Consider the following 15,168-nt stretch of genomic DNA (forward strand, 5'->3'; position numbering starts at 1 on the left):
CACCCGCTGCCGCACAGTCCGTTTCGGGAGAGGCAGGCCAATGAAATACCGCGGTGCGGCGATCGGCCTGTCCCTGTTCATGGTGGTCGCTCTGACGCTGACCTGGCTCGTGTACGTCACGCTGCGTCGTGACGTGGCGGGTAAGACGGTGCCGTATGCGGCGCTGTTCTCCGATGTATTCGGGCTGCGTGAGGGCGATGACGTCCGGATGGCCGGGGTCCGGGTCGGCCGGGTGGAGAAGATCGAGCTGGAGGGCGCTCTGGCGAAGGTGTCGTTCGTGGTGCAGGACAATCAGCCGATGTACGGCCGGACGGTCGCGTCGGTCACCTACCAGAACATCGTCGGCCAGCGCTATCTGGGCTTGTCGCTGGGGAACATCGGTGACCCGGGCCCGCTTCCGGCCGGCAGCGTCATCCCGGTCGAACAGACCGATCCGTCGTTCGACGTCGGGACGCTGCTCAACGGATATGAGCCGCTGTTCAGCGTGCTCAACCCGCGCGACGCCGACAACCTCACCAAAGGGGTGATCGCCTCGCTGCAGGGCGACAACGCGTCCATCGTCGCGCTCGTCGACCAGACCTCGCAGCTGACCGATTCCTTCGCAGGCCGGGATCAGGAACTCGGCGAGGTGATCAACAATCTGAACGCGGTGGCCAAGAACCTGGCCCAGCACAACGACAGCCTCGACGAGGTGATCACCCAAACCCGGGGCATGGTCGCCACCTTCGACGCCCGCAGGCCCGAGATGGTGAACTCGCTGGGTTCGATCTCCAAGGTGGTGCAGCAGCTGTCGACCATCAGCGATCAGGTGTACCCGTCGCTGAACGAGCTCGTGACCCGGCAGCCCGGGTTCGTCTCGCACATGGTGGGCATCGAACCGCAGCTCGCGTTCACCGGTGCGAATCTGCCGTTGCTGCTCAAGGGATTCGCCCGGTTCACCAACGAGGGTGCCTACGCCACCACCTATGCGTGTGACCTGAATGCGACGGGCTTCTTCCCGGGCCTCAACGACGTCACCCCGATCATCGTCGACGCCGCCACCCCGGGGAACAAGGCGCAGTACACCCCCAAGTGCAGGAACATGGCCAATGGTTGACCAACTGACGAAATCGGAGACGCCGCAGGCGCCGAAGGCGCGGAAGAAACAGCGCCGTCCGCTGGAGACCTACAACCGGACCTGGCTCGGGATCATCGCGGTCGCCGTGGTGGCCGTGCTGATCGGGGCGATGCTGATCGTCAAGGTCGCCGATGTCGGCTACCGGCAGTACACCGCGCGGTTCCAGCAGGCCGCCGCGCTCAAGGCGGGCAACCCGATCACCGTGGCCGGTATGCCGGTGGGCGAGGTCAAGAGCATGAAACTGGCCGGCGACCACGTCGAGGCCAAACTCAAGGTGCGCGACGACGTCCCGCTCGGCGAGGACTCCCGGGCCGTCATCAAGATCACCACCATTCTGGGCTCCCGCTATCTGGCCCTGCAGCCCGCGGGTTCGGGTTCTCTGCCCGACAACACCTTTGACCTCACCCACACCGAGGTGCCCTATGACCTGCAGGAGGCGCTGGGGGACGTCACGACCACCTTCGAGCAGGTCGACTCCGACAAGTTCGCCCAGACGCTGAGCATCCTCGGAAAGCAGATGGAAGGGTTGCCGGAAGTGGTGCCGCGGGCACTGCAGAACACCCACACGCTGGCGACCATCATCGCCGACCGGCGCGACCAACTCGGATCTCTGCTGGAGACCACCGACATCGTCGGCAACACCCTGCGCCGCCAGCAGTCCACCATCGGCAACCTGGTCAACCAGGGCAATGACCTGGTCGGCGAATTCGTCGAGCGCCGGGCCTCATTCCAGGCCATGCTGGCGGCGCTGACCAATCTGGTCCAGACCCTCACCGGCATCGTGGTCGACGACCGGCCACAGCTCGAGCAGTTGCTCACCAATCTCAAGGATCTGTCGAACATGTTGGGCCAGCACGATGATCTGCTGCGCAGCGTCCTGCAGTCCGGCCCGGTCGCCCTGCGCGGACTCGCCAATGCGACAGGCAACGGCAACGCCGGGGAGATGCACGTCGGCAACGGGCTGCTGATCGACTCCTGGATGTGTGCGATCAGCGGCAGGGCCAAGCAGTTCAACATGATCCAGTACTACAAGGACTGCAAATGAGCATGACTCGTAGCAAGCTGCTGGCCCTGTGCGTGGCCGGTGTGGTGCTGGTCGCCGCGGTGGCCGGCGCCGGCTGGTGGTTCCTCAAGGACCGCACCAACACCATCACGGTGACCGCCCAGTTCGACAGCGCGGCAGGTCTTTACGAGGGCAACACGGTTGCCGTGCTCGGCATGCAGGTGGGCCGCGTCACCAAGATCACCCCCAAGGGCAACTACGTCGAGGTCGAGTTCACGGTCGACAAGGACGTCCCGGTGCCGGCCGACGCGCAGGCGGTCACCATCTCCAATTCGATCCTCACCGACCGCCAGATCGAACTGACCCCGGCCTACCACGGTGGGGCGACCCTGCAGAACCACGACACCATCGGCCTGAACCGGACCAAGACCCCGGTCGAGTTCGCCCGGGTGCTCGACGTGCTGGACAAGCTGTCGTCCTCACTGAAGGGCGACGGTAAGGGCAACGGACCTCTCGCCGACGTGGTCAACGCCAGCGCCGCGATCGCCGACGGAAACGGTCAGCAGATGAAGGACGCCCTCGGCGAATTGTCAGACGCGTTGCGGCTCAGTTCCGATCGAGGAGCGGTCACCCGCGATCAGCTCACCACGATCGTGCGCAACCTGAGCTCACTGTTCGACGCTGCCGCCCGCAACGACGCCACGCTGCGCGAGTTCGGCTCGACAGTCCGTCAGCTCAGCCAGATCCTGGCCGACGAGAACTTCGGCAGCGGCACCACCGGCAACAAGATCAATCAGGTGATCACCCAGGTGGGTGAGGTGCTGCAGGACCACCGCGACGAGGTGAAACAGATTGTCCTCAACGGCAATACCGCGCTGACCACGTCGGTGGACCAGCGGCGGGATCTGGCCGAGTTTCTCGATCTGGCCCCGTTGACGCTGGACAACATCTACAACATCGTCGACCAGACGAACGGCTCGGCGCGGGCACACGTTCTGGTGGACAAGGTGCTGTTCGATTCGCAGACAGTCAAGGAGGTCTGCAACATGATGGGGCTGCGGCAGTTGGGGTGCAGCACCGGAACAGTGCAGGACTTCGGTCCTGACTTCGGGCTGTCCTACATGCTCGACGGCATGGCGGCGATGGGGCAGCGATGATCAGACCGGTGCGCAAATATGTTCTGCCCGTGGTGATGACGGCCTGTCTCACGATTTCGGGTTGTGCCTCTGAAGGCCTGGCCAGCCTGCCGTTGCCGGCTCCCGGCGTGGGCTCGGGTGGTTACAAGCTGACCGCGATCTTCTCCAACGCCCTGAACCTGCCGGCCAATGCCAAGGTGAAGTTGGCCGGTGCCGATGTGGGCGAGCTCGAGTCGATGGTGGCCAGCAACTACACCGCGGTGACCACCCTGCGCATCATGGACGGTGTCCGGCTGCCCCGTGGCACCACCGCCGAATTGCGCTCGGCGACACCGCTGGGCGATGTGTTCGTCTCGGTCAGGCCGCCGAGCCCGGTCGACCTGAACGCCCCGCTGCTCAAGGACGGCGACACGATCGGTCTGGATTCGACGCGGGCCGCCGCGACCGTGGAATCGCTGCTGGGATCCGCGGCGATCCTGGTCAATGGTGGGGCGGTGCGCAACTTCACCAACATCATCAACGGCATGGGTAAGGCCACCGGTGACCAGGGGCAGGCCTTCGGAAGCCTGATCGCCAAGACGAACCACACGCTGGGCACGCTCAACGCGCGCTCCGATCAGCTCTCGACCGCGATGACCGAGACGTCGCAGCTACTGCGGCAGATCGAGGACAAGAACCAGACCGTCAGTGAATTGATGGACGCGGCCGGGCCGGCCACCGACACACTGGCCGAGCACACCACCCAGATCGCGGATCTGATCACCCAGATCGGCGACACCTCGGCACAATTGCGCAAGTTCCCGTCGATCGCGGGGACCGACACCAGCGGGCGCAGCGCGATCGCCGACGCCAACAAGGTGGCGGGTGCCTGGAACGATGTGGCGCTGTCCCCGGATGCCTCGCTGTACGCGCTGAACCGGTTGATGCCGCCACTGGTGAAAGCGACGTCCGGCAGCGGACTTTCGGTGCGTGCCAGCATCGACCGGCTGATCCTCGGGTCGATCCCGGATATCGGGTTCGCCGGTGACCCGGGATTGCACGGCCCCAAGCGCTACAACTGGCATCAGCTGGTCGGCTCCCTCCAGTACACGTTGTTGCGGTTGCAGGAGCGCGTCGTGGGTCGCGGCCCGGCGGTGCCTCAGATGCCGGTGATCCCCAGCCCGACCGAGCCAGGCGAGATCGTGCCGGCTCCCGCGGCTCCTCCCGAGGCGCCGGGTCCGGTACCGCCTCCCGAGGTTCCGCCTGCTCCCGCTGAGGCGCCGGCGGCGGAGGCGCCGCGATGATCAACACACTCGCGGATTCCGTGGTCAACGTGGTCCGGGCCGGATACCGGCGCCGATCCTGGCTCTCGGCAGGCGCATTGGTGATGACCCTGGTGGTCGCAGGCGCCTACCTGATGGTCGGGGCGCTGCGGGTCAAGCCGTTCGACTCCAGCTACCGCATCACCATCGAGCTGCCGGAATCGGCCGGCCTGCTGCCCAACCAGGACGTCACCCTGCGCGGCGTGCGGATCGGGAAGGTGGAACGGCTCAACATCACACCCACCGGGGTCCAGGCGGTGGTGAACGTGAATTCGGCAGTGTCGATTCCGAAGTCCAGCGACGTGCGGGTGTCGGGTCTTTCCCCGGCAGGTGAGCAGTACATCGACTTCGCGGCGAACACGGCAGACGGCCCGTTCCTGGCCGACGGCAGCGTGATCGGCCTGGGCAAGGCCACGGTGCCGGTCAGCCTGGCCCAGTTGCTCGCCGACGCCGACGGCGCGCTGTCCCAGGTCAATGTCGACAAGCTCGAAGTGATCCGCCGGGAACTGAGCATGTCGCAAGCCGGCCCCGGCAAGCTCGCCGATGTCATCGACGGCGGCACATTCCTTCTCTCGACGCTGGATTCGGTCCTGCCCGAGACGGTGAGCATGCTGCGCAACAGCCGCGTGGTGTTCAACCTGATGGCCGACAAGAACGCCGGCATCGTGGTGGCATCCGACAATCTCGACTCGACGTTCGTCGGGATCAACAGGATGCGGGACGGCTTCCGCCGGCTCACCGATCAGACCCCGGGTGCGTTGAACTCCGTCGACAACCTGTTCGCCGACAACTCCGACACCATGGTGCAGCTGCTCGGAAGCCTGGCCAGCACTTCACAATTGCTGTATCTGCGGGTGCCGGCACTGAACGCGCTGTTCCCGAACTACCGCACGTCGGTGCTCGACGCACTGGGCAGCGTCATGCACGACAACGGGCTGTGGGCCACCGCCGACATCTACCCGCGCTATACCTGCGACTACGGAACACCGCGCCGGCCACCGGCGTCGGCCGACTACCCGGAGCCCTACATGTACACCTACTGCCGGGACGATCACCCGGGCGTCCTGGTCCGCGGGGCCAAGAACGCACCGCGCCCGGCGGACGACGACACCGCGGGGCCGCCGCCCGGGGCCGATCTCGGGCGCACCACCGACCCGACTCCGCGAGGTCGCTACACCATCCCGACTCCCTACGGCGGCCCGACCCTGCCGATCGAACCGCCCCGCTGATCCACCCAACCTCACCCAAAGGAGATGACGGTGACCGTGACCGCTGACAAGCACACCGACGACGACAAGACCGAAATCGTCGACGACGCAATCGGTATCGAAGAGACGGCCGACGAGATCGTCGAGCCCGAAACCGAGAATGAGGCCGAGGCCGAAACCGAGGCCGAGGCCGAGGCCGACGACGACCAAGCCGAGCCCGAGGCGGAGGGCGCGACCCGCGGCTGGCGCCGGCGCGCGCTCGTCGGCGCCGTGGCTGCGGTATTCGTTGCCGCGTTGGCACTTTCAGGCTTCCTGGGGTGGCAGGTGTGGCAGACACACCAGGTGGCGCAGGCCGGAAAGCAGGCCCAGGATTCCGCGGTGACATACGCCCAGATCTTGACGAGTATCGATTCCAGCAAGGTCGACGAGAACTTCAACGAGGTGCTGGCCGGTGCGACGGGCGAGTTCAAGGACATGTACTCGCAGTCGAGCATGCAGCTGCGCCAGCTGCTCATCGACAACAAGGCCTCGGCGCATGGCGTGGTGGTGGACTCGGCCGTGCAGTCGGCGAGCAAGGACAAGGTCGTGGTGTTGTTGTTCGTCGACCAGTCGGTGTCCAACACCACCGTTCCCGATCCGCGGATCGACCGCAGCCGCATCAAGATGACGATGGAGAAGGTCGACGGGCAATGGCGCGCAAGCAAAGTGGAACTCGCCTGAGCCGGCCATGATGCGCATCGGCAAACTGATCGGCGCGGCAGCCCTGGCCGCGGGCTCCTTGGTGGCCGTCGCGACCGCCCCGCCCGCGGCGGCGTCGGCGGCATCGTTCTGTGACGAACTGGGCGCCCAATGGGACGGGCAGTCCTGCCATACGTCGGTGACCTCGGACCGAAACGCGGTTCGTGACATCAAGATGGCACTGCCCGGCGATCTGGTGGAGAACTCCGTCATCCGGCAGTACCTGACCAACCTGATGAACAACTGGCGCAACGCCGCGCAGAAGATGGCCCATGACAGCTTCGGTGAGGAGCAGTTCGAGACCTTTCAGCACGGCGACGCGACGACGGCCGTCTTCCATGAGATGTACTCAGGGACGGTCGGTACCGATGCCCTGTCACACCCGAACGCGCCCATCGTCAGCGACGCGTACCGCACCTTCACGTTCGCGGGCGGGCGGCAGTTGCAGCTGGCCGACCTGTTCAAACCGGGTGCCGATTTCCGGGCCGAGATCCCGCGCCTGGGGGAGCCGTTCATCGTCGCCGCGCTCGATGCCGCACCGCCGCCGCATCAGCCCGGCACCTATCCGTTCACCCCGGACCGCTGGACCCCGGACAACGTCTACTCGGGCGGATACAAGGCCTGGGCGCTGACCCCGGACGAGCTGATCCTCTATATGCCGGATTACCCGGTCGGGCGTGACAGTCCGATCGATTTCACCCCGGGCAGGATGCAGTGGTCGATGGACGGCGGCACCGTGCAGGCGCACATTCCGCTCTCGGCGCTGGCCCCGGTGCTGCAGCCGCAATACGGCGGGGCCTGATCTCCAGGCTTGAGCCTTTCGATTCTTCGCGAGGCTAATGGGTTACCCGGCCTGAGTTTGTTGCCACCATGAGTCGCACCAATCAGTGCGACTCCATGGGGGACAACGGCCATGCGCCTTTTCAGTTCGGTACTCGCGATGCTCAGCGCACTCGCGTTGGTACTGACCGCGTGTGGCTCGTCCGGTGAGTCGGCCCGCACCGAAGACGGCAAGACCGTGGTGCGTTACCAGGGCTGGGCCGGCGAGGTTCGATTCCAGGAACTGGCCGAGGAGCTCGGCTACTACCAGACGATCAAGCTCGATTGGGTGGGGAACACCACCAGCGGGCCGCAGGACATCCAGTCGGTGGCCACCGGCGATATCGACGTGGGTGAGGCGTTCAACGGTGCCGTGGTCAAACTCAACGCCGCCGGTGCGCCGATCACCTCGGTGCTCAGCTCCTATGGCGCCGATGAGGGCGAATACACCGGCTACTTCGTGCTGGAGAACAGCCCGATCCACTCGGCACGCGACCTGATCGGCAAGAAGGTCGGGATGAATACCCTTGGCGCCCACCACGAGTTCCTGACCCGGGAATGGCTGGCCAAAGAGGGACTGACCAACGACGAGATCAAAACGGTGACCCTCACGGTGGTGCCGCCGGTCAACACCGAGCAGGCGTTGCGGGAGAAGCAGATCGACGTCGCGGCGCTCAACGGGATCTGGCGCGAGACCGCGCAGCAACGCGGAGGGATCCGGCCGCTGTTCACCGACAAGTCACTGTTCGGGGCGTTCAGCTACGGCACCTATGTGGTCCGTGACGAGTTCCTGGCCAAGAACCGGGATGCGGTCGCCGATTACGTCCAGGGCACGGCCCGGGCCATCCGCTGGACCCAGGTGACCCCGCGCGACGAGGTGGTGGCCAAGTTCCGCGAGATCATCAACAAGCGAAAGCGCAACGAGGACACCCAGTCCATCGAATACTGGCGCAGCTCGGGCATTCCGGTACCCGGCGCGGTGATCGCCGAACGCGAACTACAGACCTGGATCGACTGGCTGGTCCGCAACGGCGAGCTCAAGGAAGGCCAGCTCAAGGCCAAGGATCTCTACACGAACGATCTCAACCCGTACGCCAACGGAACCTATCCCGAAGGCAGCGGTCCGGACGGGAAAGTGCTGGCGCACAAGTGAGTACGCAACCCAAGCTGCGCCTGCGCAGCGTGACCAAGCAATTCCCGATCCGTGGTGAGAAGACCAGCTTCACCGCCATCCAGGACATCAGCATCGACGTCACGGCAGGTGAGTTCCTGGTGCTGGTCGGGCCGAGTGGTTGCGGCAAGTCGACGCTGCTGGACCTGCTCGGCGGGCTGACCCAACCGACGTCGGGGGAGATCCTGCTCGACGGCAAGCCGATCACCGGGCCCGGGCTGGATCGGGGCATCGTCTTCCAGCAGTACGCACTGCTGCCGTGGCGCACCGCCCGTAAGAACATCGAATTCGGTCTGGAAGCAAAGGGTCTGCCCTCGGCCGAGCGGCGCCGGCGGGCCGAGGAGTACCTCGAGCTGGTGGGGCTGCAGGGCTTCGCCGATCGCTACCCGCACGAGCTGTCCGGTGGGATGAAGCAGCGCGTCGCGATCGCCCGCAGCCTCGCGTTCGACCCCGAGGTGCTGCTGATGGACGAGCCGTTCGCCGCGCTGGATGCCCAGACCCGGGAATCCCTGCAGGACGAACTGCTCAGGATCTGGCAGGCCACCGGTAAGACCATCCTGTTCATCACCCACGGCATCGACGAGGCGCTGTACCTCGGCCAGCGGGTCGCGGTGCTGACGTCACGGCCGGGCCGGATCAAGCAGATCGTCGACGTCGACATCGACCGCAACACCGACGACGTCCGCTCCAGCGAGGGATTCCGGGCGCAACGCCACCACATCTGGTCGCTTCTTCACGACGAGGTGGAACGCGCCCGGTCCGAGGAGGTCCAACATGTCTAGCGCCGTCGCGGTGGCTCCCGTCGAGTCGCACGCCGAAATCCCGACCGAGGCGCCGGCGGCGGCCGAACCCGAGCATCGCGGGCGCCGGCTGCAGGCCCTCACCTGGCGGGTGTTACGTGCCACCGTGGTCGTCGCCGCGTTCCTGGCGCTGTGGGAGGTGGCCCCGCGGATCGGGCTGGTGGACAAGGTCTTTCTGCCGCCGTTCTCCGAGGTCGTCAGCGCGTGGTTCACCCTGCTGAACAACGGCCAACTGTGGGAGCATGTCTCGGCCAGCCTGTCGCGCGCGCTGGCCGGTCTGGCCATCGCGATCGTGGTCAGCATCCCGTTGGGAGTGGCGATCGCCTGGTACCGGCCGGTCGCCGAGTTCCTCAACCCGATCCTGGAGCTGTTCCGCAACACCGCCGCACTCGCCCTGCTGCCGGTGTTCATCCTGATCCTGGGGATCGGGGAGACCTCCAAAGTGGCCCTGGTGATCTATGCCGCGTCGTTCCCGATCCTGCTCAACACCATCTCCGGGGTGCGCACCGTTGACCCGCTCCTGATCAAATCGGCTCGTTCCCTCGGGCTTTCACCGATCAGGCTGTTCCAGAAGGTGATCCTGCCCGCGGCGGTGCCCACCATCTTCACCGGCCTGCGCATGGCGGCGGCCTCCTCGATCCTGGTGCTGATCGCCGCCGAGATGGTCGGCGCCAAGGCGGGATTGGGTTACCTGATCACCGCATCACAGCTCAACTTCCAGATCCCCAACATGTACGCCGGCATCGTGACGATCGCGCTGGTGGGCGTCATCTTCAACGGCATCGTGGTGGCCATCGAGGGGCGGTTGTCGGGCTGGCGGGCCACGACCTGAACACCGGACATACGAAACGTACGAGAACTCGACAAGGATCTTCATGACGCGACAACTTCATCTCAACGCCTTCCTCATGGGAGTCGGGCACCACGAGGCAGCGTGGCGGCACGAGCGCACCGACGTACGAAACCTGACCGACGTCAAGCACTTCCAGCGTCTGGCCCAACTGGCCGAACGCGGCAAGCTGGATTCGGTGTTCTTCGCCGACGGGTTGGCCGTGGGGCCGCGGGTGAAGCACAACACGCAGGCGATCTTCGAGCCGATCACGCTGCTCACCGCGATGGCGACGGTCACCGAGCATGTCGGCCTGATCGCCACCGCGACCACCGGCTACATCGAGCCCTATACCCTGGCCCGCAGCTTCGCCTCCCTGGATCACATCAGCGGAGGCCGGGCCGGGTGGAACATCGTCACCTCGGCGGGGGAGGACGAAGCGGCCAACTTCGGCGTCGAGGGCATCCCCGACCATGGCGGCCGCTATCGGCGTGCCACTGAATTCGTCGACGTGGCAACGGCTTTGTGGGACAGCTGGGAAGACGACGCACTGGTCCTCGACGAGGCCAGCGGTACCTTCGCCGATACGGAGCGGGTGCACCGGATCGACCACGACGGCGAGCACTTCAAGGTCCGTGGCCCACTGAACACACCGCGTTCGGTGCAGGGCCGACCGCTGTTGGTGCAGGCCGGGTCCTCGGAGTCGGGCAAGGATTTCGCCGCGCGCTATGCCGAGGCGATCTTCACCGCGCAGCGCTCGGTGGCCGACGGCAAGGCGTTCTACCGCGACGTGAAAGCTCGCGCCGTGAAGTTCGGCCGCAGCGCCGACGAAGTGAAGATCCTGCCCGGCATCGTGCCGTTCATCGGCCCCACCGAGGACGCCGCCCGCGAACTGGAACAGCAGTTCACCGACCTGATCTCGCCCGAGTACTCGTTGCGCCAGCTGTCGCAGATGCTCGGAGTGGACCTGACCGCGCATGCGCTCGACGCACCGTTGCCCGCGCTGCCGCCCATCGAGCAGATCCAGGGCAACAAGAGCCGCTACCAACTGGTGAAGGATCTCGCCAGCAGCGAGTCGCTGACCGTACGGCAGCTGATCGCCAAACTCGGTGGGGGCCGCGGGCACCGGACCTTCGCGGGGACTGCCGAGCAGGTGGCCGACAACTTGGAGCTGTGGTTCAGCGAGGGCGCCGCCGACGGTTTCAACATCATGCCGCCGTATCTGCCGGGCGGGCTGGAGGATTTCGTCGAGCAGGTGGTGCCGATCCTGCAGCGGCGCGGACTGTTTCGGACCGACTACACCGCGACGACGCTGCGCGGACACTACGGGCTGGCGCACCGGCCCAGCCGTTACACGGTGACGGCGGCCGAAACCAGCGCGTGAGCGAGGGCGTCCCGCTCCGCTCTCTGGCCACCACAGTCTTCCTGCCGTCCGCGATCTTCGGGATCGGGCAGGGCGCCGGCGCACCGGTGATCGCGCTCATCGCACGGGATCTCGGTGCCTCGGTGGGCGTGGCCGGGTTCGTCGTCGCGCTCGTCGGTCTCGGTGCGGTGTTCGGCGACCTGCCCGCCGGGCGAATGGTGGCCCGGTTCGGGGAGCGTCGGTCGATCATCGCCGGGTCCTCGCTCGGTACGGCGGGTGTGCTGCTGTCCCTGGTCGCCTGGAATCCGATGGTGCTGGGCGTCGGTGCGCTGCTGACCGGGTTCTCCAGCGCGGTATGGGGTTTGGCGCGGCAGAGCTACCTGGCCGAGGCCGTGGGTGTCGAGAGACGGGCCCGCGCGATGGCGATGTTCGCCATGACGTGGCGGCTGGGCTACTTCGTCGGGCCGCTCATCGGGGCGGCGGTGATCCTGGCCGTCGGGGCTCGGGGCGGCTTCGTCGTCCAGCTGATCGGCATCGTGGTGTCGGGGTTTCTGATGGCGCGGCTGGCCGATCCGCCGCGTGCCGAGGGCGCGGTGCCCGGCGGGGCACGGCTGGTCGAGATCGTGCGCACGCACCGCGCGCTGCTGGGCACCCTCGGACTGGGCGCGCTGATGATGGGGGCGGCACGGTCGTCCCGGGATGCGGTGCTGCCGCTGTGGGCCGATCACATCGGGCTGAGCGCGGCGACAGCCTCATTGGTGTTCGGCGTCGGTGCGTTGGCCGACCTGTTGTGTTCCTACCCGTCCGGGATGGTGATGGACCGCTATGGGCGGCGGGCGATGGCGGTGCCGTCACTGTTGGTGATCGGTGCGTCGTTGTTCGCGTTGCCGTTCGCCGCCGGGGTGATCGGCTTGACGGCCGTGGCCGTGTTGATGGGTGTGGGCAACGGGCTGGGCAACGGCGTGATCATGACGCTGGGCGCCGACGTGGCGCCCACGGCGACCCGGGCAGAGTTCCTGGCCGCCTGGCGGCTGATGCACGACAGCGGGATGTTCCTCGGGCCGCTGGCGGTCGGCGGGGTGGCTGCGGTGGCCCCGCTCGGCGTCGCGGCGGCTGCCCTGGGCGCGGTGTCGTGCGCCGGGGCGGCCACCATGCACCGCTTCATCCCGAGGTTCTCACCCTGGCCGACGCGCTGAGTGTGCCGAGTGTGCGCTCAGAGCGCGATTTCGTCGTCAAACGCGATCTGAGCGCACACTCGACAGGCGTCCCCTAGCGGTAGTTGACGAACTGCAGCGCCACGTCGAGGTCGGCACCACGCAGCAGCGCCTGGACGGCCTGCAAGTCGTCGCGCTTCTTCGAGCTGACCCGGATCTCTTCACCCTGGATCTGCGCCTTGACGCCCTTGGGGCCTTCGTCGCGGATGATCTTGGTGATCTTCTTGGCCTGCTCGCTGCTGATGCCCTGCTTGATGTCGCCGGACACCTTGTAGGTCTTGCCGCTGGCCTGTGGTTCGCCGGCGTCGAAGGCCTTCATCGAGATGTCGCGGCGGACCAATTTCTCCTTGAACACGTCGACCGCGGCCTTGACGCGCTCCTCGGTGCTGGAGGTGAGTTCGATCACCTCTTCGCCCTTCCAGGCGATGCTGGTGTCGGTGCCGCGGAAGTCGAACCGGGTGGACAGTTCCTTGGCGGCCTGGTTGAGCGCGTTATCGACCTCCTGACGGTCGACCTTGCTGACGACGTCGAAGCTGGAATCCGCCATTGGACGCCCCTCCTCTTCCCTCGATAATCCTGCCGGTTTGTAACTTAGGTACATCCTCGTTGTACCCTGCTAGTCGCACCAAACCGGAAACGGGGCGGGGCGACACCAGGCAGATTGCCCGAGCGGCCAATGGGAGCGGACTGTAAATCCGTCGGCTTACGCCTACGCAGGTTCGAATCCTGCATCTGCCACCCAAGTCAGGCCCCCTTTCGAGGGGGCCTGTTTTGGTTTTGTGGGCTGACTGCCGAGGTTGGTGCCTATCGACGGTCGTCGGACCTCTGGCATCCGCTCGCCGGGTCGGCTGCCGTCCGCTGGCCGGCAGTGTCGGCCGCCCACCAGTCGAAGCGATGGACCTCAAGGTGGTGGTCCGGTTCTGCGTGCGCCTCGGCCCACCGCAACGCGGTGCGTTTGCGCCAGAACCCGGCGATGGGCATCACGCCACCGTCAGGGCGGTACATGAAGACATACCAACCGAGTTTCACCGCATCCCCCGATGCTGAGCCTGCCTAAGTGATCTGAACTCCATTCTGGCGCGGGAGTACCGTTCCCTCAAATCCGGCGCAAGCCCTGCGTCACGCAACACTCCTCGAGAAACGGTGAATCCGTCTCTACGCAGGGCGAATCCGTCAACCCGCTGGACTGTGATTCCCGGCAGTCGGCCGGCGTAAACAATCCTCTCGACAGTGTCGGGAGAATCGAGGTCATGACTACGCACCGCGTCGTCGACCACAAGCTGTTGAACTTCGCCAGCCACATCGACGACAACACCATCGAGCAGGCGAAGCAGACCGCCTCGATGCCGTTCGTGCACCCTCATGTCGCGCTGATGCCAGATGCCCACAGCGGGAAGGGGTCGGCCGTCGGCACGGTCATCCCCACCATCGACGCCGTGATCCCGGCTGCCGTCGGCGTCGACATCGGGTGCGGGATGATCGCCGCCCGCACGGAATTCACCGCCACCGACCTTCAGGGCCGTGACCTGGCTGCGCTGCGTACCGCGATCGAGACGGCGATTCCGCTGTCGCCGGGCAATTACAACGACACGCTCGCGCGGTTCCCGTTCACGGCGGGCCGCATCGCAGACCTCGAGCACTTGGCGCAGGACGGCGGAATCGACCTGTCGCACTCGCCCAAGTGGCGCGAGCAACTCGGTTCCCTCGGCGGCGGCAACCACTTCATCGAGTTGTGCCTGGACCAGGCCGACCGGGTGTGGCTGTTCCTGCATTCGGGTTCTCGTGGTGTCGGAAACAAGATCGCGCAGAAGCACATCAAGATCGCGCAGAAGCTCATGAAGCGGTGGTGGATCGAGCTGCCCAACCCGGACCTGGCCTACCTACCGCAGGGCACGCTCGAGTTCACCGACTATCTGCGGGAACTCAACTGGGCGCAGCGATTCGCGTTCGAGAACCGCGCCGAGATGATGGACCGCTACATGTGGGTGTTCGCCGCGTGGATGGGTTATGCCCATTTGGATCAGCCGAAGACTGCGGGCGACTTCGAGGTCGAGCGGATCAACTGCCATCACAACTACACCCGTAAGGAACACCATGGTGGCCGCGACGTGTGGCTGACCCGCAAGGGCGCGATCGATGCCCACGCGGGCGTCATGGGGCTGATCCCCGGCAGCATGGGCACCCGTTCGTATGTGGTGCGCGGCAAGGGCAACCCCGCCGGCCTGTGCTCGGCTCCGCACGGGGCCGGGCGCCGGTTCTCCCGTAACGAGGCCCGCCGCCGGTTCACCGCGGACGACCTCGCGGCGCGGATGCAGGGCATCGAGTACCGGCACGGCGAGCAGTGGGTCGACGAGATCCCCGATGCGTACAAGGACATCGACGTCGTCATGGCCGACGCTTCGAGCCTCATCGAGGTCGAGCATGAGCTGCGTCAGGTGCTGAACGTGAAGGGCACGTAGGTCCTGGCCG

General features: G+C 66.1%; 15 protein-coding genes and 1 tRNA gene. 14 read left to right on the top strand and 2 right to left on the bottom strand.

The window, feature by feature from the left end:
• Positions 1 to 40 precede the first annotated feature (40 nt).
• The 12 genes from TX88_RS07695 (at position 41) to TX88_RS07750 (ending at position 12,681) form a co-directional block, all read left to right on the top strand.
• A complete protein-coding gene (locus TX88_RS07695) occupies positions 41 to 1,096 on the top strand; it encodes an MlaD family protein (RefSeq protein ID WP_044515851.1) in 1,056 nt (351 codons plus the stop codon).
• Entirely contained in the window at positions 1,089 to 2,162 is a 1,074-nt protein-coding gene (locus TX88_RS07700) for an MlaD family protein (RefSeq protein ID WP_044515853.1), read from the top strand. The genes TX88_RS07695 and TX88_RS07700 overlap by 8 nt, the downstream gene beginning before the upstream one ends.
• Entirely contained in the window at positions 2,159 to 3,277 is a 1,119-nt protein-coding gene (locus TX88_RS07705) for an MCE family protein (protein WP_044515854.1), read from the top strand. Before TX88_RS07700 ends, TX88_RS07705 begins: the two co-directional genes overlap by 4 nt.
• Positions 3,274 to 4,539 (top strand): MlaD family protein, encoded by a 1,266-nt coding sequence (locus tag TX88_RS07710; protein ID WP_044515856.1) that lies wholly within the window; start codon positions 3,274 to 3,276, stop codon positions 4,537 to 4,539. The genes TX88_RS07705 and TX88_RS07710 overlap by 4 nt, the downstream gene beginning before the upstream one ends.
• A complete protein-coding gene (locus TX88_RS07715; RefSeq protein WP_044515857.1) occupies positions 4,536 to 5,786 on the top strand; it encodes an MlaD family protein in 1,251 nt (416 codons plus the stop codon). The genes TX88_RS07710 and TX88_RS07715 overlap by 4 nt, the downstream gene beginning before the upstream one ends.
• Positions 5,787 to 5,810: 24 nt before the next feature.
• Positions 5,811 to 6,485 (top strand): Rv1363c family protein, encoded by a 675-nt coding sequence (locus TX88_RS07720; protein ID WP_044515858.1) that lies wholly within the window; start codon positions 5,811 to 5,813, stop codon positions 6,483 to 6,485.
• A gap of 10 nt (positions 6,486 to 6,495) precedes the next feature.
• Complete coding sequence (locus tag TX88_RS07725) at positions 6,496 to 7,305, top strand: DUF3298 domain-containing protein (RefSeq protein WP_044519184.1); 810 nt, start codon at positions 6,496 to 6,498, stop codon at positions 7,303 to 7,305.
• A 138-nt stretch (positions 7,306 to 7,443) separates the two neighbouring features.
• Positions 7,444 to 8,475, top strand: coding sequence for an ABC transporter substrate-binding protein (locus tag TX88_RS07730; protein ID WP_409365879.1), 1,032 nt, complete (start codon positions 7,444 to 7,446; stop codon positions 8,473 to 8,475).
• Positions 8,472 to 9,275, top strand: a complete 804-nt coding sequence (locus TX88_RS07735) for an ABC transporter ATP-binding protein (protein ID WP_044515861.1) — start codon at positions 8,472 to 8,474, stop codon at positions 9,273 to 9,275. Before TX88_RS07730 ends, TX88_RS07735 begins: the two co-directional genes overlap by 4 nt.
• The gene (locus TX88_RS07740) at positions 9,268 to 10,125 is read left to right on the top strand and encodes an ABC transporter permease (RefSeq protein WP_244438377.1); all 858 of its coding nucleotides are present in this window, start codon (positions 9,268 to 9,270) and stop codon (positions 10,123 to 10,125) included. Before TX88_RS07735 ends, TX88_RS07740 begins: the two co-directional genes overlap by 8 nt.
• 43 nt (positions 10,126 to 10,168) lie before the next feature.
• Positions 10,169 to 11,506, top strand: coding sequence for an LLM class flavin-dependent oxidoreductase (locus TX88_RS07745; protein ID WP_044515863.1), 1,338 nt, complete (start codon positions 10,169 to 10,171; stop codon positions 11,504 to 11,506).
• On the top strand, positions 11,503 to 12,681 hold the full coding sequence (locus TX88_RS07750) for an MFS transporter (RefSeq protein ID WP_044515864.1): 1,179 nt from the start codon (positions 11,503 to 11,505) through the stop codon (positions 12,679 to 12,681). The genes TX88_RS07745 and TX88_RS07750 overlap by 4 nt, the downstream gene beginning before the upstream one ends.
• Positions 12,682 to 12,754: 73 nt before the next feature.
• On the opposite strand, the gene TX88_RS07755 is transcribed toward TX88_RS07750, so the two are convergent.
• On the bottom strand, positions 12,755 to 13,246 hold the full coding sequence (locus tag TX88_RS07755; protein ID WP_044515866.1) for a YajQ family cyclic di-GMP-binding protein: 492 nt from the start codon (positions 13,244 to 13,246) through the stop codon (positions 12,755 to 12,757).
• 108 nt (positions 13,247 to 13,354) lie between these two features.
• On the opposite strand from TX88_RS07755, the gene TX88_RS07760 reads away from it, so the two are divergent.
• Positions 13,355 to 13,437, top strand: a tRNA-Tyr gene (locus TX88_RS07760).
• 66 nt (positions 13,438 to 13,503) lie between these two features.
• Here the strand turns inward: TX88_RS07760 and TX88_RS07765 are convergent.
• Complete coding sequence (locus TX88_RS07765) at positions 13,504 to 13,704, bottom strand: hypothetical protein (protein ID WP_162563101.1); 201 nt, start codon at positions 13,702 to 13,704, stop codon at positions 13,504 to 13,506.
• 245 nt (positions 13,705 to 13,949) lie between these two features.
• Here TX88_RS07765 and TX88_RS07770 point away from each other — a divergent pair, with 245 nt between their 5' ends.
• The gene (locus tag TX88_RS07770) at positions 13,950 to 15,158 is read left to right on the top strand and encodes an RtcB family protein (RefSeq protein WP_044515870.1); all 1,209 of its coding nucleotides are present in this window, start codon (positions 13,950 to 13,952) and stop codon (positions 15,156 to 15,158) included.
• The last annotated feature ends 10 nt before the right edge of the window (positions 15,159 to 15,168 follow it).

Source organism: Mycolicibacterium septicum DSM 44393, from assembly GCF_000455325.1.
Taxonomy (GTDB): Bacteria; Actinomycetota; Actinomycetes; order Mycobacteriales; family Mycobacteriaceae; genus Mycobacterium; species Mycobacterium septicum.

Bases quoted from the DNA above. Each gene is read 5' to 3' on its own strand.
- TX88_RS07770 (WP_044515870.1), top strand. From the start codon at position 13,950: ATGACTACGCACCGCGTCGTCGACCACAAGCTGTTGAACTTCGCCAGC.
- TX88_RS07755 (WP_044515866.1), bottom strand. From the start codon at position 13,246: ATGGCGGATTCCAGCTTCGACGTCGTCAGCAAGGTCGACCGTCAGGAG.
- TX88_RS07715 (WP_044515857.1), top strand. From the start codon at position 4,536: ATGATCAACACACTCGCGGATTCCGTGGTCAACGTGGTCCGGGCCGGA.
- TX88_RS07740 (WP_244438377.1), top strand. From the start codon at position 9,268: ATGTCTAGCGCCGTCGCGGTGGCTCCCGTCGAGTCGCACGCCGAAATC.
- TX88_RS07730 (WP_409365879.1), top strand. From the start codon at position 7,444: ATGCTCAGCGCACTCGCGTTGGTACTGACCGCGTGTGGCTCGTCCGGT.
- TX88_RS07765 (WP_162563101.1), bottom strand. From the start codon at position 13,704: ATGTACCGCCCTGACGGTGGCGTGATGCCCATCGCCGGGTTCTGGCGC.
- TX88_RS07720 (WP_044515858.1), top strand. From the start codon at position 5,811: ATGACGGTGACCGTGACCGCTGACAAGCACACCGACGACGACAAGACC.
- TX88_RS07745 (WP_044515863.1), top strand. From the start codon at position 10,169: ATGACGCGACAACTTCATCTCAACGCCTTCCTCATGGGAGTCGGGCAC.
- TX88_RS07705 (WP_044515854.1), top strand. From the start codon at position 2,159: ATGAGCATGACTCGTAGCAAGCTGCTGGCCCTGTGCGTGGCCGGTGTG.
- TX88_RS07695 (WP_044515851.1), top strand. From the start codon at position 41: ATGAAATACCGCGGTGCGGCGATCGGCCTGTCCCTGTTCATGGTGGTC.
- TX88_RS07710 (WP_044515856.1), top strand. From the start codon at position 3,274: ATGATCAGACCGGTGCGCAAATATGTTCTGCCCGTGGTGATGACGGCC.
- TX88_RS07725 (WP_044519184.1), top strand. From the start codon at position 6,496: ATGCGCATCGGCAAACTGATCGGCGCGGCAGCCCTGGCCGCGGGCTCC.
- TX88_RS07700 (WP_044515853.1), top strand. From the start codon at position 1,089: ATGGTTGACCAACTGACGAAATCGGAGACGCCGCAGGCGCCGAAGGCG.